Below are 18,620 nucleotides of genomic sequence, written 5' to 3'. Positions count from 1 at the left end.
TCCTTGTCAGTGCAAAAATGCTGGTGCTAGGAATCATCCTAGCACCAGCTTCTTTCATTACGATTACTTAACCGCTTTACCAGCTTTTAATGCTGCAAGAACTTTTGCACGTTCTTTATCAGACATTGAAATTAGACCAGCTTTTTCTAGCTTAGAACCTTTACCAGATACTTTTTTATTGATGAAGTATTCAGAGTACTGTTGTAAACCTTTGATTGATTTAAGGTGTTCACCTTTCACATAGAAGAACAATGGACGTGATACAGGATAAGAACCATTCAGAATGGTTTTCTCTGATGGCGTTACATTGTTCACGCTAGCCACACGCAATTTGTCACGGTTCTGGTCATAGAAACCTAAACCAAATACCCCAATTGCACTTGGAGAAGTTTTTAAGCGAGCCAGCGTTTCAGTATAATCACCTGCGATTTCAATCACTTTACCGTCTTTACGGAAATTAGCGCATGCTTTCTTCTGTGCATCTTTGTCTAATTTTTTGAAATAATCATAAGATTCACAACCGGCTTCAACCATTTTTTCCTGGAACACTTCACGCGTACCATGGTTAGAAGCTGGAATCACCAAAGTAATCGGTTCATTAGGCAATGCTTTATCAATCTGGTTCCAACGTGTATAAGGGTTGGCTACCAATTTACCGTTAGATGGTAATTCTGCTGCCAGTGCTGCAAATACATGTTGTGGACGTAATTTATAGGTCGCCTTCTTCGCATTAGATGCGAATACAATACCGTCATAACCTACTTTAACTTCAATCACCTGATTCACACCGGCTTTTTTACATGCAGCCAATTCAGAATCTTTAATCTTGCGCGATGCATTGGCGATGTCGATGGTATTATCACCTACACCCTGACAGAATTGTTTCAGACCGCCTGAAGTACCACCTGAACCAACAACTGGTGTTTTAAACTGCGGGAAAGTATTGCCAAACTCTTCAGCTACAATACTTGCGTATGGTAAAACGGTTGAAGAACCAGCGATTTGAATAGTGTCACGAGCTGCATTTGCTGTGGTTGCTACAGCTGCCCCTGAAACTGCTAAAGCAAGTGCGATGTGATTTAAGCGCATTCTTTTCTCTCTTCATTAGATGCAATTTTGAAGTACGCCACTTTTTATTCAGTTTTGTACTTATTTCGTCCATTGCATTTTGATTTTAGAATATGACAAAGAAGTTACAGCATTGTGACGCTTTGATGATAATTGTTCTATCAACTTTGATTTATAAAATTTTCCTTTAAATTCAATATGTAAAAGATTCTTTCAATGATAATAAAAATAAGCTGTTTAACGGCTAATTTGTAATAATTCTTATATCTGTCATTTTTATATGATCTAAACCCTGTATGTTTTTTTAGAAAATCCTGAAATTGAAAATATATACAAAAAAAAAGGAGATCCATTGATCTCCTTTTTTCAATACTCAATACAACTACATCGATTAATCAATCGCAGGTGTATATGTACCATCAGCAATCGCATCTTTAATACGGTCAGCTTCTGCAAGCACAAGTGCAAGCAAGTTCTTCACGTTTTCAAGTGTTGCTACCGGGCTTAAAGTGGTCATTTTCAATGATTGAACATCGCCCACTTTAGTTACACCAATATTCGCTTCACCACGTGCAAACAACTCGTCTGCAACGTTCTGGTTTAATGTATCTAACAATTCAGCTGGATAGCCTGCTGGTACCACACGGAACAATACAGAAGCAAATTGTGGATCAACCAGCATCTCTAAACCAGCAGTTGCATTGATGTAGTCAGCCACTTCACGCGTCAACTTCACACCATGGTCGATCATCGAACCATAAAGCTCTTCACCCAATGCTTCAACTGTCATCCACAATTTCAACGCATCAAAACGACGTGTGGTTTGTAATGACTTAGACACCAGATTCGGCACACCATGTTCTTCATCATAAGCAGAGTTTAAGTACTCAGCTTCATAATGCATGAAACGGTAGTTCGCTTCGTCTTTCAACAAAAACGCGCCACAAGAAATAGTCTGGAAGTAATGTTTGTGGAAATCGAGTGTCACAGAATCAGACAATTCAATACCATCAAGCATAGAACGATAGTCATTTGACAGAATCAATGCACCACCCCATGCCGCATCGATATGCATCCACGCGCCATACTTGTTGGTGATGTCACGAATCGCTTTTAATGGATCGATCGCACCCGCATCGGTCGTACCTGCGGTTGCCACCACACATGCCACGATTTTGCCTTCAGCCTGAAGGTGAGCCATGGTTTTTTCCAGTGCGTCTACGTCCATCTGTGCATTTTCATTCACAGGAACAGTGACCACAGACTGGAAGCCCATACCCATCATCGCCATGTTCTTTTGCACAGAGAAGTGTGCATTTTCAGAACAAATGACTTTGACATTACGCATAGCATCTGCAGGGATACCATCGCGCTGAACCGACCACGGATTGCCGTTTTCGTCTTTCCAGTTTTTCGCGATGCAGGCATCACGTGCAAGCAGTACACCCATCAAGTTAGATTGCGTACCACCAGAGGTGAATACACCAGCCTGACCTGACCCGTAGCCGACTTTTTGACGTAGCCAGTCAATCAGCTGCACTTCCATCAAAGAACCTGCCGGGCTTTGATCCCATGAGTCCATTGACTGGTTGGTTGCATTAATCAACACTTCTGCAATTTGACTAGCCACCATGGTCGGGCAATGCAAATGTGCTAACGAGTGTGGATGATGCACTTTCAAGCTTTTATTTAAGAAAAGCTCAACCATACGCTCAAGAGATTTATGTAAACCCATGCCTTCTTTTGAAGGATGAAACGCAATTGCGTTACGGAGCTCTTTAATGCTACCGCCGGTATACATTTTGTCGTTTTGCAACCATGCTGAAACGGCTTTTACCGCTTCATCCATTGCCGACTGATAGTCAGCAATAGATTGTGCATCATTGCAGAATAACGCTTTACGATGTTCTGCAAAATCAACCATGTTACGCGCCTCGAGTTGCAACTAGTGCTTCAGCAAGTGCTTTCTTAAAGCGAACGATCACTTCTTCACATTCAGCTTGATTGATGATAAGCGGGCAAAGTAAACGAATGACCGTACCGTTACGACCACCTTTTTCTAACAACAATTTGTTGTCAAAACATGCGGCCTGGATTGCTGCTGCCAATTGAGAATCACCAGGGAAAGCACCCATATGATCTGCTTTTTGACGTTCATCAACAATTTCAACACCAATCATCAAACCACGGCCACGCACGTTACCAATACATGGGAATTCAACAGCTAATTTTTTCAATTCAGCTTGTAAGAAATCACCACGCTCTTGCGCATTTTGTGCCAAGTTTTGTTCTTTGATGGTTTTGATGGTCGCAAGACCTGTACCCATTGCCAACTGATTACCACGGAAAGTACCGGTGTGACCCGCTGGCTGCCAAGCATCAAACTTACGCTTAATACCGAGTACTGCAAGCGGCAAGCTACCACCTACTGCTTTAGACATTACAACCACATCAGGTTCAATACCTGCGTGTTCGAATGCAAACATTTTGCCTGAACGCGCAAAGCCTGCTTGAACTTCGTCAAGAATCAACACAATGTTGTGTTTTTCAGTCACTTCACGGATTTTTTTCAACCATTTTACAGGTGCAGTCACCACGCCACCTTCACCTTGAATCGCTTCAAGAATCACCGCTGCTGGCTTGGTTACACCACTTTCTACATCTTCAATGAAGTTTTCGAAATAATAAGTCAAGGCATCAACACCCGCTTCACCACCGATACCCAATGGGCAACGGTATTCATGCGGATATGGCATAAACTGTACGCCTGGCATTAAGCCATTCACAGCATTCTTCGCAGACAGGTTACCTGTCATGGCCAAAGAACCGTGAGTCATACCGTGATAGCCACCTGAGAAGCTGATCACTGAGCTACGACCGGTATAGGTTTTTGCTAATTTAATTGCTGCTTCTGTACCGTCTGCACCAGACGGGCCACAGAACTGTAGGCAATACTCTTCCTTCCCACCAGGGAGCTGTTCAAGTAATGCTTCAGTAAATGCATCTTTTAAAGGTGTCGTTAAATCTAAAGTATGTAATGGCAAACCACTCGCAAGAGTGTCCTGAATACTTTGAATTACCGCAGGATGATTATGGCCCAAAGCCAATGTTCCTGCCCCAGCTAAACAATCGAGGTACTCTGTACCTTCAACATCAGTAACCCAACAACCTAAGGCTTTTGCTATCGCTAACGGCAATTTACGTGGATAGCTACGAACATTGGATTCCATCTGGCTTTGGCGAGTCAAATAGTATTCGTTAGTAGACTTAGTGGCAGGATTTACAGAAGAAACGCTCATATCGAATTACCATCTCTGATATGGGTTGAAAGAAATAAGTCGGGTGACTTGTGGTCCTTTGACTCGGTGCTTTATAGAATCTAGTTTGACGACTTGATTTTTTACATCATAACTAAACGGCGGATGATACAGAATTTTTCAATAAAATAAACAAGTTTTATAACTTTATCTGTCCAAAACCGATCGAAAAAAATATATCAAGCCAAATCTTAGATTGAATTATCATCTTACAGTGTGACAGGTTAAAGAAAACCTTATTTTTATACTTTTTTTATGCAAAAGATTGAATGAACGTAACCGCTCAAGTTAAATTAATCTAAGTGATTAATTTTTAAATATTTTATTTGAAAGGCCTTTTTTGTAAGATCGATCAAACCATTTACAATCTTGACACAAAGTCTACAAAAAATCCTCATGAAGTAGCGATACCATGCATACTAAAAGCTGAACCTTTCTTTACAAAAAAACAGGTAAAAATAATGCGATATTTAACTCTCTCCTCTCTGGTGCTTACTAGCCTACTTTCAACAGCTACCTTTGCGCAGCCCACAGAACAGCTGAATTATAATTTAGTCAATGTGCAAGCTGAAGCAACACGTCAAATTTCCAATGATGAAATGCATGCGGTTTTATATATTGAAAGAAGCAAGAAACAGCCAGCCGAACTTTCTGCACTCATCACACAATTAATGAACCAAGCCATAGCAGCATCAAAAAAATATCCGCAAGTAAAAGTCGAAACGGGTGCTCAAAGCACTTATCCTGTTTATGACAATGACAGCCAAAAATTGAAAGAATGGCGTGGTCGGGCAGAAATTCGTTTAGAAAGTACCGACTTTAAAGCCGTTAGCCAGTTGATCAGCGAATTGCAGCAAAACTTCCAGACCCAGTCGATCGAATTTACAGTTTCCGATACAAAACGTAAAAATGTTGAAAATGAATTGATGGTGGAAGCCTCTAAAAACTTTCAGCAACGTGCACAAATGTTGACTTCGGCATGGAATAAATCAGGTTATCAATTGGTCAATTTAAATCTGAATACCAATAACTATTATCCACAACCGGTGATGATGCGTGCCAACATGGCGAAATTTGCAGGTGCTGAAGCCGCCGATGCGCAAAATGTTGCTGCTGGCGAATCAAAAATTACTGTGAATGCCAATGGTTCAATTCAGTTTAAATAATCAAATGCTGATTTAAATAAAAACCGTGTACATACACGGTTTTTTTATGCGCTAAATAGGCTAATTACAACAATATAGCGACAATCCTGTCGAATGTTTCATTTTATTTTTCTTGTAAAATCATCCCATCTTTCGGGTTTTATCTCCCCTCACTGTCACATGACCATTTTTAGCAGTATTGCCTTTGCCTATTATTTTTCCCCACGACGGGATATTGGCAGATTTTTGCTGGCAGTTGCCTGGCTGGTGGCATGGTCACGGGTTTATGTGGGTGTACATTTCCCGGTTGATATGGCCGGTGCCTTTATTTTGTCGTGGGCTGTGAATCTTGCTGGTTTAAAATTATGGAATCACTACTAGGCAAAACTACTGGCTTGGGTGATGTGGATGTATCAAAAATTATTCAGTCCGCTAATTCAGCGAAATTTAATGAAATAAACCCCTTAAAAGCATATAAAAAATCCCGCTCTAAAGCGGGATTTTTGAATCTATAAAACTTAATAGATCGCCATATGATTGCGATGAATCATCTCAAGTGAACGTGCTTCACCCAAAACCTGATGCACTTTATCAGATGCCAAACCTTTTACGATTTCAGCTGAACGCGAACTGAAGTTGACACGACCGACAGCAATGCGATGACCTTCTTGATCCACGCACTCCACCACATCACCACGCTCAAAGTGACCTTCCACCGCTTTTACCCCCACTGGAAGCAAACTGCGATGGTTTTCTTTAATCGCTTTGACTGCGCCATCATCCAGCACCAAACGGCCAGCCGTTTGTAGATGTGCCGCCAACCATTGCTGATGTGCAGTAATACGGTCATTGTCAGTAATAAACAAGGTTCCTAACAATTCACCCGACATTAAGCGAGCAAGCACATTGTCACTTTCACCACTGGCAATCAGCGTTGGACAACCCGATTTTGCCGCCAAACGCGCCGCACGGACTTTGGTCAGCATACCACCACGACCAAACTTGCCGCCACCGCCTGCCATGTCAAACAGGCTCTCATCCAATGCACGCACGGTATGGAACAGTTTGGCATTTGGATTAGAACGTGGATCTGAATCAAACATGCCTTGCTGATCAGTCAGGATAATCAGCAAATCGGCATGCACCTGACCTGCCACCATAGCAGCTAAAGTATCGTTATCACCAAAGCGGATTTCATCTGTGGATACCGTGTCATTTTCATTGATCACCGGAATCACGTGCCAGTCAATCAAATTCTGCAAGGCATCACATGAATTGAGATAGCGACGTCGGTCTGCCAGGTCATCGTGGGTCAATAAAACCTGAGCAGTTTGAATGGAATGATTTTCCAAAACACTCGACCAGGTTTGAATCAGCCCCATTTGACCAATGGCAGCACAGGCCTGAAGACTGGGTAGATCGGTGGGTCGATTCTCAAGTTTCATTCGCACCATACCTTCAGCCACAGCACCGGAAGACACCAGAATAATCTCATGTCCTGCATTGTGCAGATCTGCAATCTGTTTCGCCCAATGCGAAATTGCATCCAGATCTAACCCTGTTCCGTTTGCTGTGAGTAAAGATGATCCGATTTTAACAACGATTCGTTTACAAGCCTTGAGCTGACGTTGCCCATCTACCACTTCTATCATCTTGTCCTCAGTTACTCATATTTCAGAGCTTAACGTACGTAGTACACTTCCATTTCACCATCATCACCGTCTTCATCATCATCGTCATCACCCAAAATACCGGCAAGACGTTGTTGACGACGCATCTCGCGATACGCTTCTTTTGCTGCGATGGTTTGTTCACGTGTTTCAGCTTCAAGCTGGTCACGGAATGCTTTTAATTGTGCTGCGTATTCTGGATCTTCAGCTTCGAGTTCACGCTGTTTCTCGATTTCATCCATCAGGTAATACACAACATCTTTAGTTCCTTCAGACATAAGGCCCGAAGTTTTAAAGACTGGACCATTCCACTGCATTTCTTCAAGCAGATGGTTACACCATTCTTCACGAGTGTCTTCGGCCAACTGGTCAACCTTGTTCAGCACCAGTACCACTGGCAATTTGGAAAGTGTTGGGGAGAATTTTTTCAACTCATTCAAAATTGCTTTTGCATTGTGCGCAGGGTCTGAACCGTCAATCGGCTGAACATCGACAATGTGCAACAAAATACGGGTACGTGCCAAATGTTTTAAGAAACGAATACCCAGACCCGCACCTTCAGAGGCACCTTCAATCAGTCCTGGAATATCTGCCATCACGAATGAGCGATGGCTATCGGCATCCACTACACCCAGGTTAGGCACCATGGTGGTAAATGGATAATCTGCAACTTTTGGTTTTGCAGCAGAAACTGCACGAATAAAGGTCGATTTACCTGCGTTAGGCATCCCTAGCAAGCCAACATCCGCCAATACTTTAAGTTCTAAACGTACTTCACGGTATTCACCTTTGGCGCCGTGGGTACATTTACGCGGTGAACGGTTGGTAGAAGATTTGAAGTGAGTATTACCCAAACCACCTTCACCACCTGCTGCCACCATTACACGCTGGCCATTAGAGACCAAGTCACCGATAATATCGCCAGATTCTGTATCTACAATGGTGGTTCCAACTGGAACCAATAATACGGTGTCTTCACCGCCACGGCCTGCACAGTTTGCACCGCGACCATTTTTTGCACGTTCTGCACGGAATTTACGTGTATAACGATAATCTACAAGGGTGCTTGTATTGTCGTCGGCTTGAATATAAATGCTGCCGCCACGACCACCATCACCACCATCTGGACCACCAAATGGTACGAACTTTTCACGGCGAAAACTGGCTACGCCATTGCCACCGTCGCCAGCCTCTACGGTAATGACTGCTTCATCAACAAAGCGCATGCTGCCAATCCTCTAAAAACTTTAAAACCCCATATTCTGCCATATTTTAAAGGATTTCTCGAATAGAATTATTCAGCAATACTATAAATTTCGTTCAGCTTATTGTTTTTCTGGAAGAATAGCTTAACTCTATAGATAAAATTGAGGAGCATCAGAGCATTTATAAAATTGAGTGATCGTTACTATTGAGATCACCCAAATTAAATATCGGGCATCGCAATTTCATTGACAGCAGCCTAGCCAAAACCCCAGTTAACTTATTTTGCCACGCGTTGCTGATTCTCCAGAATCTCAGGCAAACTTTTTTCAATCCAGCCAATCAGATAATTCATTTTTTCTGCAGCTTGCGAACCTAAAATGGTCAACTGATATTCCACTTTGGGTGGTACCACTGGATAGACCGTACGTAAAATAAAACCATCCTGTTCCAGCATTTTCAGCGTCTGCGACAGCATCTTTTCACTCACCCCTTCAATGCGCTGTTTCAGCTCACTAAAACGATGTACCCCATCACTTAAACAGCGTAAAACCAATACCGACCATTTGTTCGCCAGATGTTCCAATATTTCTCGTGATGGACATGCTGTGGATAAAACTTGACCTAATAATTTACTGGTTGCGTAGGCTGTCATCAATTCTCTCCTGGGAGTAATAGGCTTACTTTTTGGTACGTACTTACATTTAGTAAGTTAACAGATTAAGATTTAGCCATCAAGTACATTTATTCAGCAACATTCAGAGGTTCATGTTATGAAAATTGCAGTCACAGGCGCAACAGGTCAGCTTGGTCAACTCGTCATTGAGTTTTTATTAAAAAATACCGCTGCACAAAATATTGTCGCCTTGGTTCGTACACCCTCCAAAGCCCAGGCTTTGACAGATCAAGGGGTTGAAGTGCGTCATTTTGATTATGATCAGCCAGAAACATTAGAACCGGCTTTACATGGCATTGATAAACTTTTACTGATTTCAGCCAATGAGATTGGCCGTCGCACCCCACAGCATCAAGCCGTGATTGAAGCAGCGAAACAAGCAGACATTCCTTATATTGCCTATACCAGTCTACTCAATGCAGATACTTCTCCTTTAGGTTTAGCACAGGAACACCGTGAAACCGAAAGCCTGATTAAGGCGAGCGGTATAAACTATACTTTTTTACGCAATAACTGGTATAGCGAAAACTACCTGGCTGGCTTAGCCCATACTATTGAAACCGGAACTTTATTCGGCGCAGCACAAAATGGTTTAATCAGTTCCGCAGCTCGGGCAGACTATGCAGAGGCAGCAGCCAAAGTATTAACAAGTTCAGAGCATGAAAACAAAACCTATGAACTTGCAGGCTCAAGCAGTTTTAGCCTTGCGGATTTAGCGGGCTATATTTCGGTAACCTCGGGTAAAACGGTGAACTACCAAAACCTCAGTGCTGAAGAATACACACAAGCCCTGATTCAGGCTGGTTTGCCCTCAGGCTTGGTCGAAGTGATTGTAGATGCAGATGTACAAACCGCAAAAGGTGCAATGTTTAGCGATCGCAAAGATTTGGAACAGCTGCTCAACCATCCAACAACGCCAATACAAGCCTCAGTTAAGGCAATGCTTTAAATTTCACTGCACTTTATCTTTATCCCTCTGTATGCTCAGGGGGATTTTTATAGTGATGTCGAGAGACCTTATAAATCTTCAACAAAGAAAACCATCTGCCAATTTTTTTCAATGCAAAAAAAAGAGCCTCAAATAAGGCTCTTTTTCGTACTACTTTACAAATTATGCATTTGTTTCAGTAGGAATCTTAGGATAGCTTACGCCGCCCATTTGTTCCGCAATACGTAATACCTGGCAGCTATAACCCACTTCGTTATCGTACCAAACGTAGCAAGTTAAACGGTTGCCTGAAGTGATTGTTGCTTGCGCATCAAATACACCTGCAGTACGTGAACCGATAAAGTCAGAAGATACAACTTCAGTCGAGTTGGTATAACCGATTTGACCTTGAAGGTTTGAGTTGATCGAGATTTGACGAATGTATTCATTCACTTCTTCACGATCTACTTCTTTCTCAAGCGTTAAGTTAAGAATAGCAAGTGATACGTTTGGAGTAGGAACACGTACAGAGTTACCAGTCAACTTACCTTTAAGTGCAGGAAGCGCTTTAGCAACAGCTTTAGCAGCACCAGTTTCAGTAATAACCATGTTCAAAGTCGCAGCACGGCCACGACGGTCAGCTTTATGGTAATTGTCGATCAAGTTCTGGTCATTCGTGAATGAGTGAACTGTTTCAACGTGACCATTCAGCACTTTGTATTTGTCTTCTAACACTTTAAGTGTCGGAGTGATGGCGTTCGTTGTACAGCTTGCAGCAGAGATGATGGTGTCTTCATCAAGAATGTCGGCTTGGTTCACACCAAATACAACGTTCTTCATGTCACCTTTACCAGGAGCAGTCAAGATTACACGTGCAGCGCCTGGGCATTGAAGATGTTGAGCAAGACCTTCTGCATCACGCCATTTACCCGTGTTATCAATCACCAATGCATTGTTAATACCATAAGCAGTGTAATCCACTTCAGCTGGGCTAGATGCATAGATCACTTTAATGAAGTTACCGTTTGCAATGATTGCTTCGTTTTCTTCATCAACTGAGATTGTACCTTGGAACGGACCGTGAATTGAATCACGACGCAACAATGAAGCACGTTTTTCCAAATCGCCATCAGATGATTTACGCACTACAATTGCTTTAAGGTTTAAACCACGACCCAAACCTGATTGGCCAATGATTAAACGAGCAAGAATACGACCGATACGACCAAAACCGTAAAGAACAACATCTTTGCCTTCTACAGCCTTCGCACTACCTGCTAAAGATTTCACTGCATCAGCAACAAAAGCGTCTACATCGCCGCCTTTTTCTTTGAATTCAACAGCAAGTTTACCTAGATCAATTTCTGCTGAACCAATATTTTCAATTTTAGCTAAAGCTTCTAAAATCGGGAAAGTGTGAACCACTGAAAGCTCAACATCCATCACACGTGTACGGCGATGAGCTTTTAAAATTTGGATTACTGAACGGTTAACTAAAGAACGACCGTATACAGAAGTCACGATATTTTTTTCACGATATAATTGACCAATAAGTGCAATCATACGTTCCGCGATTTCTTCACGGTTTTTCCAGCGACCTTGGTGCTCTGCATGTAGGGCGATGATAGTGTCTTTGCTCACAGATACGTCCTCTAATTAATTGTATATCTAGGCATAAATTTCAAAACCCGGCAATTGTAAAGGAATTATCAGCAACTTTGAATCGAAAGCTGAATTTTCAATGCGCTTTTTACGATATATTCACTATAAATTTACAAAATAGTTGTAATTATTATAATGATTTTGCTTTTGAAATTTTAAAACCGCAATTTTTGCGGTTTTAAAAACTTTTTTGTTACATGTTGTTTAATCAAACAACCTAAGTTTTTATTCAATTTACCCAATGGAGTCTATTTCAAACGATCCTGATAGTTTTCTACATTTTGATTCAGCGCCTGCTGTTTACGCTTTTGTTTGGTGATATGAATTGTACCTTCTACCACCAACAATAAAACGGCAATCCAGATGGGAATATACGTTAGCCATTCCCCTGCTTCAACCCGCTCACCCAGCACAATTGAAGCAAAGGCCAAAAGCACCGGTTCCAGATAACTGAGTAAGCCAAAAATTACAAAAGGCAGATAACGGCTGGCCAAAATATAACTGCCCAGTCCAAGTGCGCTTAAAAAGCCCAAACCGATAATGGCCCAGATCAGATGAGGAAAAGATCCCATCACACCCAAGGTGTCACTGTGAATAAAGCCCAAATAAAAAGCCACCGGCAAAATGAGGCATAAATCCCACCAGAAACCACCCAGATGATCCGTTTTAAAGACACGGCGTAAAAAGAAATATAAGGGGTAAGCTAAAGCGACATAAACCGTTTCCCAGGCGATACTGCCGATACGCCAGATTTCATGTCCTACCCCTAAAATGGCCAAGATCACAGCTGCCAGCTGCCATTTCGATAGTTTTTCTTTATAAAGTACACAACCGACCAGCACCATCACCAAAGGCAATAAGAAATAACCGAGTGAAACTTGCAAGCCACGGCCATTGATGGGCCCCCACAGAAACAGCCATAACTGTGTGGTACACAAAATGGAACTAAAAATCAGCCAGATCAACAATACAGGCTGTTTAACAATACGTTTAAAAATCTGGGAAATATGCTGCAAATCCCCAGACCAGTACATAAACAGGGTTAAAAAAGGCAGCGTCACCAGCATCCGCCAGGCAAAAGTTTGTTCGCTATCAAAGGGTTTCAGAAACTGGCTATAAAAATACAACACCCCAAAAGTAACAGATGCCAATATCGACAAAGCCAAGCCTTTATACATCTTTTACCTCAAGGATATTATCCATTTCATGCGCATACCGAATGATCCCAGAATAATGGATCATTCATCTTTTTTAAGTCAGGCTATAGTAGCAAATAAAAAACCATGCCTAAGCATGGTTTTGAACTTTTATTAAATATTCAGTCTGCTATTTCATTGTCTGCTTGGTATGAATCACATCGCCCACGTCATAACCCACCGACTTGGCATATTCCAAATATTCGTTGACAACTGCCTGATCGGGTTGCGGGCTACGTGACAATACCCACATGTATTTGCGTCGCGGCTCACCGACTAATACAGTTTGATAATCGTCATCTATTTTAAGCACCCAATAATCGCCACGACCCACAGGCAACCAGCGAATTGCATCAGGCAAGAAACTCACTTTTAATTTGCTATTAAACGGTGCATTTTGCACAAAAGCCTCACCAATAGACTGGTTTAGGCTGCCATCTTTGCTGTAACATCGGTTGTCTACAGCAACATTGCCATTCTCGTTCAAGGTATAAGTCGCAGTGACATCACGATCACACTTGTTCTGGAAATATAAAGGTTTACGTGCCACTTCATACCAGACACCCAGATATTTATCCAGCTCGAGCTTTTCCACTGTTTGTAATGGCTTGGTTTGTGCATAGGCCATGGTAGCCATACCCAGACCGAGCAATACTGCTCCACCCACAGCAATTTTCGCCAGTTTATAACTTGCTTTTGGAAGATTATTGGATGTCATAAAAATACCTTTCAGTCAAAATTTTAAATTCTTAAAATGCTTATACATTTAAAAATAACGACTCCAACCCAACCATACTGTAGCGTTATGTAATGATTTTGCAATAAAAATCATCCAACTAACTGAGCATTTGAGCTTTCAAGCGGACAATCTCGTCACGTAGTCGCGCTGCCTGTTCAAACTGCAATTCTTTCGAGGCTTTGAGCATCTCTTTTTCCAGTTTGGACAAATGTTTTGCTAGCAATTTAGGGTCTGCCAAAATGTGGCGTTCATCGGCACTTAAAGCACGGGCCTGATCCGAAATTTTCTCGTCAATTTGATCATCATTCAGTACTTCACCAGTATCAATATCCTGGTTATTCTGACGCTTGGTACTTCGTGGTGTAATACCATGCAGGGTATTAAACTCAATCTGTTTGGCACGGCGCCGATCAGTTTCATCAATCGCCTTTTGCATGGAATCAGTGATCCGGTCGGCATACAAAATCGCTTTACCTTTCACATTACGCGCGGCACGACCAATGGTTTGAATCAGTGAACGCTCCGAACGCAAGAAACCTTCTTTATCGGCATCCAGAATTGCCACCAGTGACACTTCCGGCATATCCAGACCCTCCCGCAGCAGGTTAATACCGACCAGTACGTCATGCACACCGCTACGCAGCTCATGAATAATTTTGGTACGTTCTACGGTATCAATGTCTGAATGCAGATAAGCCACCTTAACGCCGTATTCTTTCAAATACGAGGTTAAGTCTTCCGCCATCCGTTTGGTCAAGGTCGTGACCAGAACACGTTCATCCAGTTCCTTACGGATATTGATTTCCGACAGCACGTCATCCACCTGAGTCAGCACTGGGCGAATTTCAATTTCAGGATCCAACAGCCCAGTTGGACGAACCACCTGTTCGGCAATTTGTTCCGATTTTTCCAGTTCATATTTTGCCGGTGTTGCACTGACATAAATCGTTGATGGAATAATACGTTCCCATTCTTCAAACTGCATGGGACGGTTATCCAGCGCACTCGGTAAACGGAAACCATAATTGACCAGATTTTCCTTACGCGAACGGTCGCCCTTATACATGGCACCGATTTGCGGAACGGTGACATGCGATTCATCGATAATCAGCAAGGCATCATCGGGAATATAATCAAATAAAGTCGGTGGTGCCTCGCCTGCCGGACGGCCGGACAAATGACGTGAATAGTTTTCGATACCGTTGGTATAGCCCAATTGTTGCATCATTTCCAGATCATAGCGGGTACGCTGTTCAATACGCTGTGCTTCCAGCAATTTGTCATTGGCCCGAAAGAAACCTAAACGCTCCTGAAGTTCTTCGCGAATGGTGCCAATAGCACGGGTCAGATTGTCTTTTGGAGTGACATAATGACTTTTAGGATAAATCGTGACCCGTGGTACTTTACGCACCATTTTTCCGGTTAAAGGATCAAACCAGCGAATGGAATCAACTTCATCATCAAAAAGTTCAATCCGAATGGCATCCTGATCCGACTCGGCCGGGAAAATATCAATAATTTCGCCGCGGATACGGTAGGTACCGCGCAAGAACTCCAGCTCGTTACGGGTATATTGCATTTCCACCAGACGGCGAATGATGTCATCACGGCTGATCCGGTCACCCTGCACAATATGCAGCAACATGCTCATGTAGGCATTCGGATCACCCAGACCATAAATGGCAGAAACCGAAGCCACGATAATGGCATCACGACGTTCTAGTAATGACCGTGTTGCCGAAAGCCGCATCTGGTCAATATGATCATTAATGGCGGAGTCTTTTTCAATAAAGGTATCGGAAGAAGGCACATAAGCTTCAGGCTGATAATAGTCATAATAACTGACAAAATATTCAACCGCATTATTCGGGAAAAATGACTTGAACTCGCCATACAGCTGTGCAGCCAAAGTCTTGTTATGCGCCATGACGATGGTTGGACGCTGTAACTGGGAAATCACATTGGCCATGGTATAGGTTTTACCCGAACCGGTTACTCCTAACAACAGCTGGTCGTGATAGCCTTTTTGAATGCCCTTGACTAATTTTTCAATGGCTTGTGGCTGATCACCCGCGGGCTGATAGCTGGTCACTAATTCAAAAGGTTGATGACTATCCGACATATTTTTCAGCTTCTATACAATAATGCAGTTTGAATAATATGAGGGTTAAAGCTCAACATTCAATATCAATGTTCCGATATTTAGTGCTGTCCTTATATTGAGAAAATTGCAGCATTTTTGTCTTGACCGCATGCGCATTCAATAGCAACATGAAACAAAGCATCGTGATCACAATAAAGCCTATGACTTACCATTACCATGACGAAAGTATTGTCAAAAATCTACCGGAAGATAGCGTTTTTGTTTTTGGCAGCAACATGGCAGGAAACCATGCAGGTGGGGCTGCGCGTACTGCCCTGCAACATTTTGGTGCAATGCAAGGCGTAGGACGTGGCTGGTCGGGTCAAAGCTATGCCATTCCGACCATGAATGAGCATTTGCAACAAATGCCCTTGTCGCAAATTCAGCACTATATAGATGACTTTAAAATTTATACCAAAAACCATCCGAAAATGACCTATTTCATTACCTCGGTGGGTTGCGGCATTGCCGGCTATAAAACCGAAGAAATTGCACCCATGTTCAAAGGTATTTCGCATAATGTGATTTTTCCCATTTCTTTCCGCCCTTTTGTAGAAAGAGCCTTACCCAAACTGACCCGACATTTTCTCAGAACGGTATTTACTGATGAGGTTATTTTTTCCTCTCCAGATGAAGATATTACTGCCTGTTTAGATTTGTCAGAAAATGAAAAAAGTGCCGCCCGTATTATTCTCAATACCCAAATCTACCCAACCGATAGCAATGGCCGTGATCGTAGTTTTGAAATTTCAGACATTTTGCATGGGCTAAACGGCAAGATTTTTGACTGGCAAGAGCATTCAGAAGGTTCAATGATGTTTGGCGGAGTCATTCTGGCCTTGCTTGAACTCTACAATATCAATGAAAAAGACTTTATGGATGTCTGGCAAGGTGAACGTGAAATTTCTCCGCCCAAGCCAGAAAACAAGGCCCGTAGAGCCAGCCGCTAAGCTTTAATCCTATTTCATAGAACCGATCATAAAAGCCAATTCCTGAATTGGCTTTTTTATCAGCCTTACTTTTTTTATTTTGAGACACCCTGCTCATTAAAAATACATATTATTTTACTTATCATATTATTTTAAAATCATTTTTTACATCATATACTTGATACTTAAATTCTAAAAAATAATGAGCGTCTTGAATGGACATCCTGAACTCCCCCTTTTTTGAACTCTCTCCCGTTGCCATGTGGCTGGAAGACTATAGTGAAATCAAAAAACAATTTGATCTTTGGCGTAGTCAGGGCGTGCAAGATCTGTTCAGTTTCCTGCAAGAAGATGAATCGCGTATTCTTGAATGCGCAAAAAAAATTAAATTATTAAAGGTCAATTCTAAAACCCTTGAACTTTATCAAGCCCAAGACTTTGAACATTTATCGCAAAGCCTGCAATTAGTCTTTAAAGAAGACATGACAAAAACCCATATCCACGAACTTGTTGCGTTGTGGAATGGTGAAATCCGTTTTTCCAATCCCGCAGTAAACTATACCTTGACTGGAAAGCGCCTGGATATCCAGCTCAAAGGCCTTGTACTGCCGCAACATGAACAGGATTTATCCTTGGTATTAATTACCACAGAAGATATCACTCATTACACTGAAGCCTGCCGTAGGGAAGAACGAAGCCGTCATATGGCAGAGGCACGCTTTACTTATTCTCCAACCTCACTTTGGATAGAAGATTTCAGTCGTATTAAAATTAAATTGGATCAATTACGTAAATTAGGCATTGAAGATTTTGCAACTTTTCTGGATGTGCATAATGAATTTGTCATTGAATGCATCAAGGAAATTAAAGTCATTGATGTCAATCAAGCCACACTCGACCTGTTTGGTGCCCCGAGCAAAGATATTTTATTAAAAAATCTTCATATTGTTTTTGCTGAGGAAATGGTTCGAACTTTTCGGGAACAATTGATTGAATTGTGGAACGGTCATCTGCATCATCAACGTGAAGCGGTCAATTACGCGATTGATGGCAGCATTCGCCATGTGCTGCTGCAATTTACAGTATTTCCAGATTATCTGGATGACTGGAGCATTGTACAGGTTGCCCTGACTGATATTACGGCACGCAAAAAGGCTGAACATTATCTGGAATATTTAGGCAAACACGATGTACTCACCAAACTGTACAACCGTTCTTTTTATGTGGCAGAACTGAACCGGCTTGAACGCAATCTATTACGTCCAGTCTCGTGTATTTTTATGGATTTAAATGGATTAAAACAGCTGAATGACAGCGAGGGACATGATGCAGGTGACAGTCTATTACGGCGTATGGGTAACATTCTTACCCAGCTGATTCAGCATACCCGCTATTCAGCTTCACGCATTGGCGGAGATGAGTTTGTAGTCCTTTTACCGGGTGCAGATGAAGCCGCCTTACAAAATTGTTTGCAAAGTCTGCATGAGCTTTTATTGGTCGATAATCAATTTTATGCCAATCAGCCGATCAGCCTGTCTATAGGTCATGCGACAAATTTTGAGCACGAACGGATTGAAGATATGCTTAAGCGTGCTGACCTGGACATGTATCGTCAGAAAAAGAATTACTATCAGAACCATGATAGACGCAGCCAGCGTTCTAGCTCGAGTTAAACATTCAAAACACAGGGTTATACGGCAATAAAAAAACCATGGTCAGACCATGGTTTTTTTATATGAACAACTTAACGCTTGCCCATAGATCGGCGCGTACCACGTGGCGGCATCCAGGTACGATCAGCATAGCGCTGGGGTTTAGGGCGTAAATCTTCTAATACTTCATCGGAAGAATTTTCATCTGCCTTTTTAATTGGAAAAGGCAAATTCACAGGGGGCTTTTTCTTGGGAGTATTTTGGGTGCTCATATGATTCACTCAAGGATTTC

The 18,620-nt window shown here is 42.1% G+C and carries 15 protein-coding genes and 1 pseudogene; 5 read left to right on the top strand and 11 right to left on the bottom strand.

The annotated features are described in order from the left end of the window. Nucleotides 1-63: 63 nt before the first annotated feature. From WAE57_RS00550 to WAE57_RS00540, 3 genes are all read right to left on the bottom strand, one after another. Nucleotides 64-1,089, bottom strand: a complete 1,026-nt coding sequence (locus WAE57_RS00550; RefSeq protein WP_301435095.1) for a substrate-binding domain-containing protein — start codon at nucleotides 1,087-1,089, stop codon at nucleotides 64-66. 370 nt (nucleotides 1,090-1,459) lie between these two features. Beyond that, a complete protein-coding gene (locus WAE57_RS00545; RefSeq protein ID WP_237786373.1) occupies nucleotides 1,460-2,992 on the bottom strand; it encodes an aspartate aminotransferase family protein in 1,533 nt (510 codons plus the stop codon). Nucleotide 2,993: 1 nt separating this feature from the next. Next, nucleotides 2,994-4,367 carry a diaminobutyrate--2-oxoglutarate transaminase gene (locus tag WAE57_RS00540; RefSeq protein ID WP_301432874.1) on the bottom strand — a complete coding sequence of 458 codons (1,374 nt, stop codon included), beginning with the start codon at nucleotides 4,365-4,367 and terminating at the stop codon, nucleotides 2,994-2,996. A gap of 479 nt (nucleotides 4,368-4,846) precedes the next feature. Between WAE57_RS00540 and WAE57_RS00535 the strand changes: the two genes are divergently transcribed. Together WAE57_RS00535 and WAE57_RS00530 are read left to right on the top strand one after the other, a co-directional pair. Beyond that, nucleotides 4,847-5,551 (top strand): SIMPL domain-containing protein, encoded by a 705-nt coding sequence (locus WAE57_RS00535; RefSeq protein WP_301432873.1) that lies wholly within the window; start codon nucleotides 4,847-4,849, stop codon nucleotides 5,549-5,551. Between the two features lie 93 nt (nucleotides 5,552-5,644). Further along, nucleotides 5,645-5,989: pseudogene (locus WAE57_RS00530) on the top strand (phosphatase PAP2 family protein). Between the two features lie 59 nt (nucleotides 5,990-6,048). Here the strand turns inward: WAE57_RS00530 and proB are convergent. From proB to WAE57_RS00515, 3 genes are all read right to left on the bottom strand, one after another. Then, nucleotides 6,049-7,182 carry a glutamate 5-kinase gene (gene proB, locus WAE57_RS00525; RefSeq protein WP_301432872.1) on the bottom strand — a complete coding sequence of 378 codons (1,134 nt, stop codon included), beginning with the start codon at nucleotides 7,180-7,182 and terminating at the stop codon, nucleotides 6,049-6,051. Nucleotides 7,183-7,211: 29 nt separating this feature from the next. Then, complete coding sequence (gene cgtA, locus WAE57_RS00520; protein WP_086175541.1) at nucleotides 7,212-8,426, bottom strand: Obg family GTPase CgtA; 1,215 nt, start codon at nucleotides 8,424-8,426, stop codon at nucleotides 7,212-7,214. Between the two features lie 257 nt (nucleotides 8,427-8,683). Beyond that, complete coding sequence (locus WAE57_RS00515) at nucleotides 8,684-9,058, bottom strand: helix-turn-helix domain-containing protein (protein WP_086175542.1); 375 nt, start codon at nucleotides 9,056-9,058, stop codon at nucleotides 8,684-8,686. Between the two features lie 118 nt (nucleotides 9,059-9,176). Here WAE57_RS00515 and WAE57_RS00510 point away from each other — a divergent pair, with 118 nt between their 5' ends. Next, nucleotides 9,177-10,028, top strand: coding sequence for an SDR family oxidoreductase (locus WAE57_RS00510; protein ID WP_301432870.1), 852 nt, complete (start codon nucleotides 9,177-9,179; stop codon nucleotides 10,026-10,028). Between the two features lie 162 nt (nucleotides 10,029-10,190). On the opposite strand, the gene WAE57_RS00505 is transcribed toward WAE57_RS00510, so the two are convergent. The 4 genes from WAE57_RS00505 to uvrB all read right to left on the bottom strand — a co-directional run bounded on the left by WAE57_RS00505 (nucleotide 10,191) and on the right by uvrB (nucleotide 15,726). Further along, complete coding sequence (locus WAE57_RS00505) at nucleotides 10,191-11,648, bottom strand: glyceraldehyde-3-phosphate dehydrogenase (protein WP_086175544.1); 1,458 nt, start codon at nucleotides 11,646-11,648, stop codon at nucleotides 10,191-10,193. 269 nt (nucleotides 11,649-11,917) lie between these two features. Further along, nucleotides 11,918-12,847, bottom strand: a complete 930-nt coding sequence (gene rarD, locus WAE57_RS00500) for an EamA family transporter RarD (protein ID WP_337707569.1) — start codon at nucleotides 12,845-12,847, stop codon at nucleotides 11,918-11,920. A gap of 148 nt (nucleotides 12,848-12,995) precedes the next feature. Continuing rightward, the gene (locus WAE57_RS00495; RefSeq protein WP_337707568.1) at nucleotides 12,996-13,583 is read right to left on the bottom strand and encodes a lipocalin family protein; all 588 of its coding nucleotides are present in this window, start codon (nucleotides 13,581-13,583) and stop codon (nucleotides 12,996-12,998) included. 118 nt (nucleotides 13,584-13,701) lie between these two features. Further along, on the bottom strand, nucleotides 13,702-15,726 hold the full coding sequence (gene uvrB, locus WAE57_RS00490) for an excinuclease ABC subunit UvrB (RefSeq protein ID WP_337707567.1): 2,025 nt from the start codon (nucleotides 15,724-15,726) through the stop codon (nucleotides 13,702-13,704). A gap of 182 nt (nucleotides 15,727-15,908) precedes the next feature. Between uvrB and WAE57_RS00485 the strand changes: the two genes are divergently transcribed. Together WAE57_RS00485 and WAE57_RS00480 are read left to right on the top strand one after the other, a co-directional pair. Continuing rightward, nucleotides 15,909-16,697: a hypothetical protein gene (locus WAE57_RS00485; RefSeq protein ID WP_337707690.1), complete on the top strand. Its 789-nt coding sequence runs from the start codon at nucleotides 15,909-15,911 to the stop codon at nucleotides 16,695-16,697. Nucleotides 16,698-16,891: 194 nt separating this feature from the next. Continuing rightward, entirely contained in the window at nucleotides 16,892-18,349 is a 1,458-nt protein-coding gene (locus WAE57_RS00480) for a sensor domain-containing diguanylate cyclase (RefSeq protein ID WP_337707566.1), read from the top strand. Nucleotides 18,350-18,420: 71 nt separating this feature from the next. Here the strand turns inward: WAE57_RS00480 and WAE57_RS00475 are convergent, their stop codons facing one another. Next, nucleotides 18,421-18,600, bottom strand: coding sequence for a hypothetical protein (locus WAE57_RS00475; protein WP_301432865.1), 180 nt, complete (start codon nucleotides 18,598-18,600; stop codon nucleotides 18,421-18,423). Between the last annotated feature and the right edge of the window lie 20 nt (nucleotides 18,601-18,620).

It is taken from the genome of Acinetobacter sp. NS-4 (assembly GCF_037402435.1).
Taxonomy (GTDB): Bacteria; Pseudomonadota; Gammaproteobacteria; order Pseudomonadales; family Moraxellaceae; genus Acinetobacter.
This window is presented reverse-complemented; position numbering and strand designations above follow the sequence as displayed.

Bases quoted from the DNA above. Each gene is read 5' to 3' on its own strand.
- WAE57_RS00550 (WP_301435095.1), bottom strand. From the start codon at position 1,089: ATGCGCTTAAATCACATCGCACTTGCTTTAGCAGTTTCAGGGGCAGCT.
- WAE57_RS00545 (WP_237786373.1), bottom strand. From the start codon at position 2,992: ATGGTTGATTTTGCAGAACATCGTAAAGCGTTATTCTGCAATGATGCA.
- WAE57_RS00540 (WP_301432874.1), bottom strand. From the start codon at position 4,367: ATGAGCGTTTCTTCTGTAAATCCTGCCACTAAGTCTACTAACGAATAC.
- WAE57_RS00535 (WP_301432873.1), top strand. From the start codon at position 4,847: ATGCGATATTTAACTCTCTCCTCTCTGGTGCTTACTAGCCTACTTTCA.
- proB (WP_301432872.1), bottom strand. From the start codon at position 7,182: ATGATAGAAGTGGTAGATGGGCAACGTCAGCTCAAGGCTTGTAAACGA.
- cgtA (WP_086175541.1), bottom strand. From the start codon at position 8,426: ATGCGCTTTGTTGATGAAGCAGTCATTACCGTAGAGGCTGGCGACGGT.
- WAE57_RS00515 (WP_086175542.1), bottom strand. From the start codon at position 9,058: ATGACAGCCTACGCAACCAGTAAATTATTAGGTCAAGTTTTATCCACA.
- WAE57_RS00510 (WP_301432870.1), top strand. From the start codon at position 9,177: ATGAAAATTGCAGTCACAGGCGCAACAGGTCAGCTTGGTCAACTCGTC.
- rarD (WP_337707569.1), bottom strand. From the start codon at position 12,847: ATGTATAAAGGCTTGGCTTTGTCGATATTGGCATCTGTTACTTTTGGG.
- WAE57_RS00495 (WP_337707568.1), bottom strand. From the start codon at position 13,583: ATGACATCCAATAATCTTCCAAAAGCAAGTTATAAACTGGCGAAAATT.
- uvrB (WP_337707567.1), bottom strand. From the start codon at position 15,726: ATGTCGGATAGTCATCAACCTTTTGAATTAGTGACCAGCTATCAGCCC.
- WAE57_RS00485 (WP_337707690.1), top strand. From the start codon at position 15,909: ATGACTTACCATTACCATGACGAAAGTATTGTCAAAAATCTACCGGAA.
- WAE57_RS00480 (WP_337707566.1), top strand. From the start codon at position 16,892: ATGGACATCCTGAACTCCCCCTTTTTTGAACTCTCTCCCGTTGCCATG.
- WAE57_RS00475 (WP_301432865.1), bottom strand. From the start codon at position 18,600: ATGAGCACCCAAAATACTCCCAAGAAAAAGCCCCCTGTGAATTTGCCT.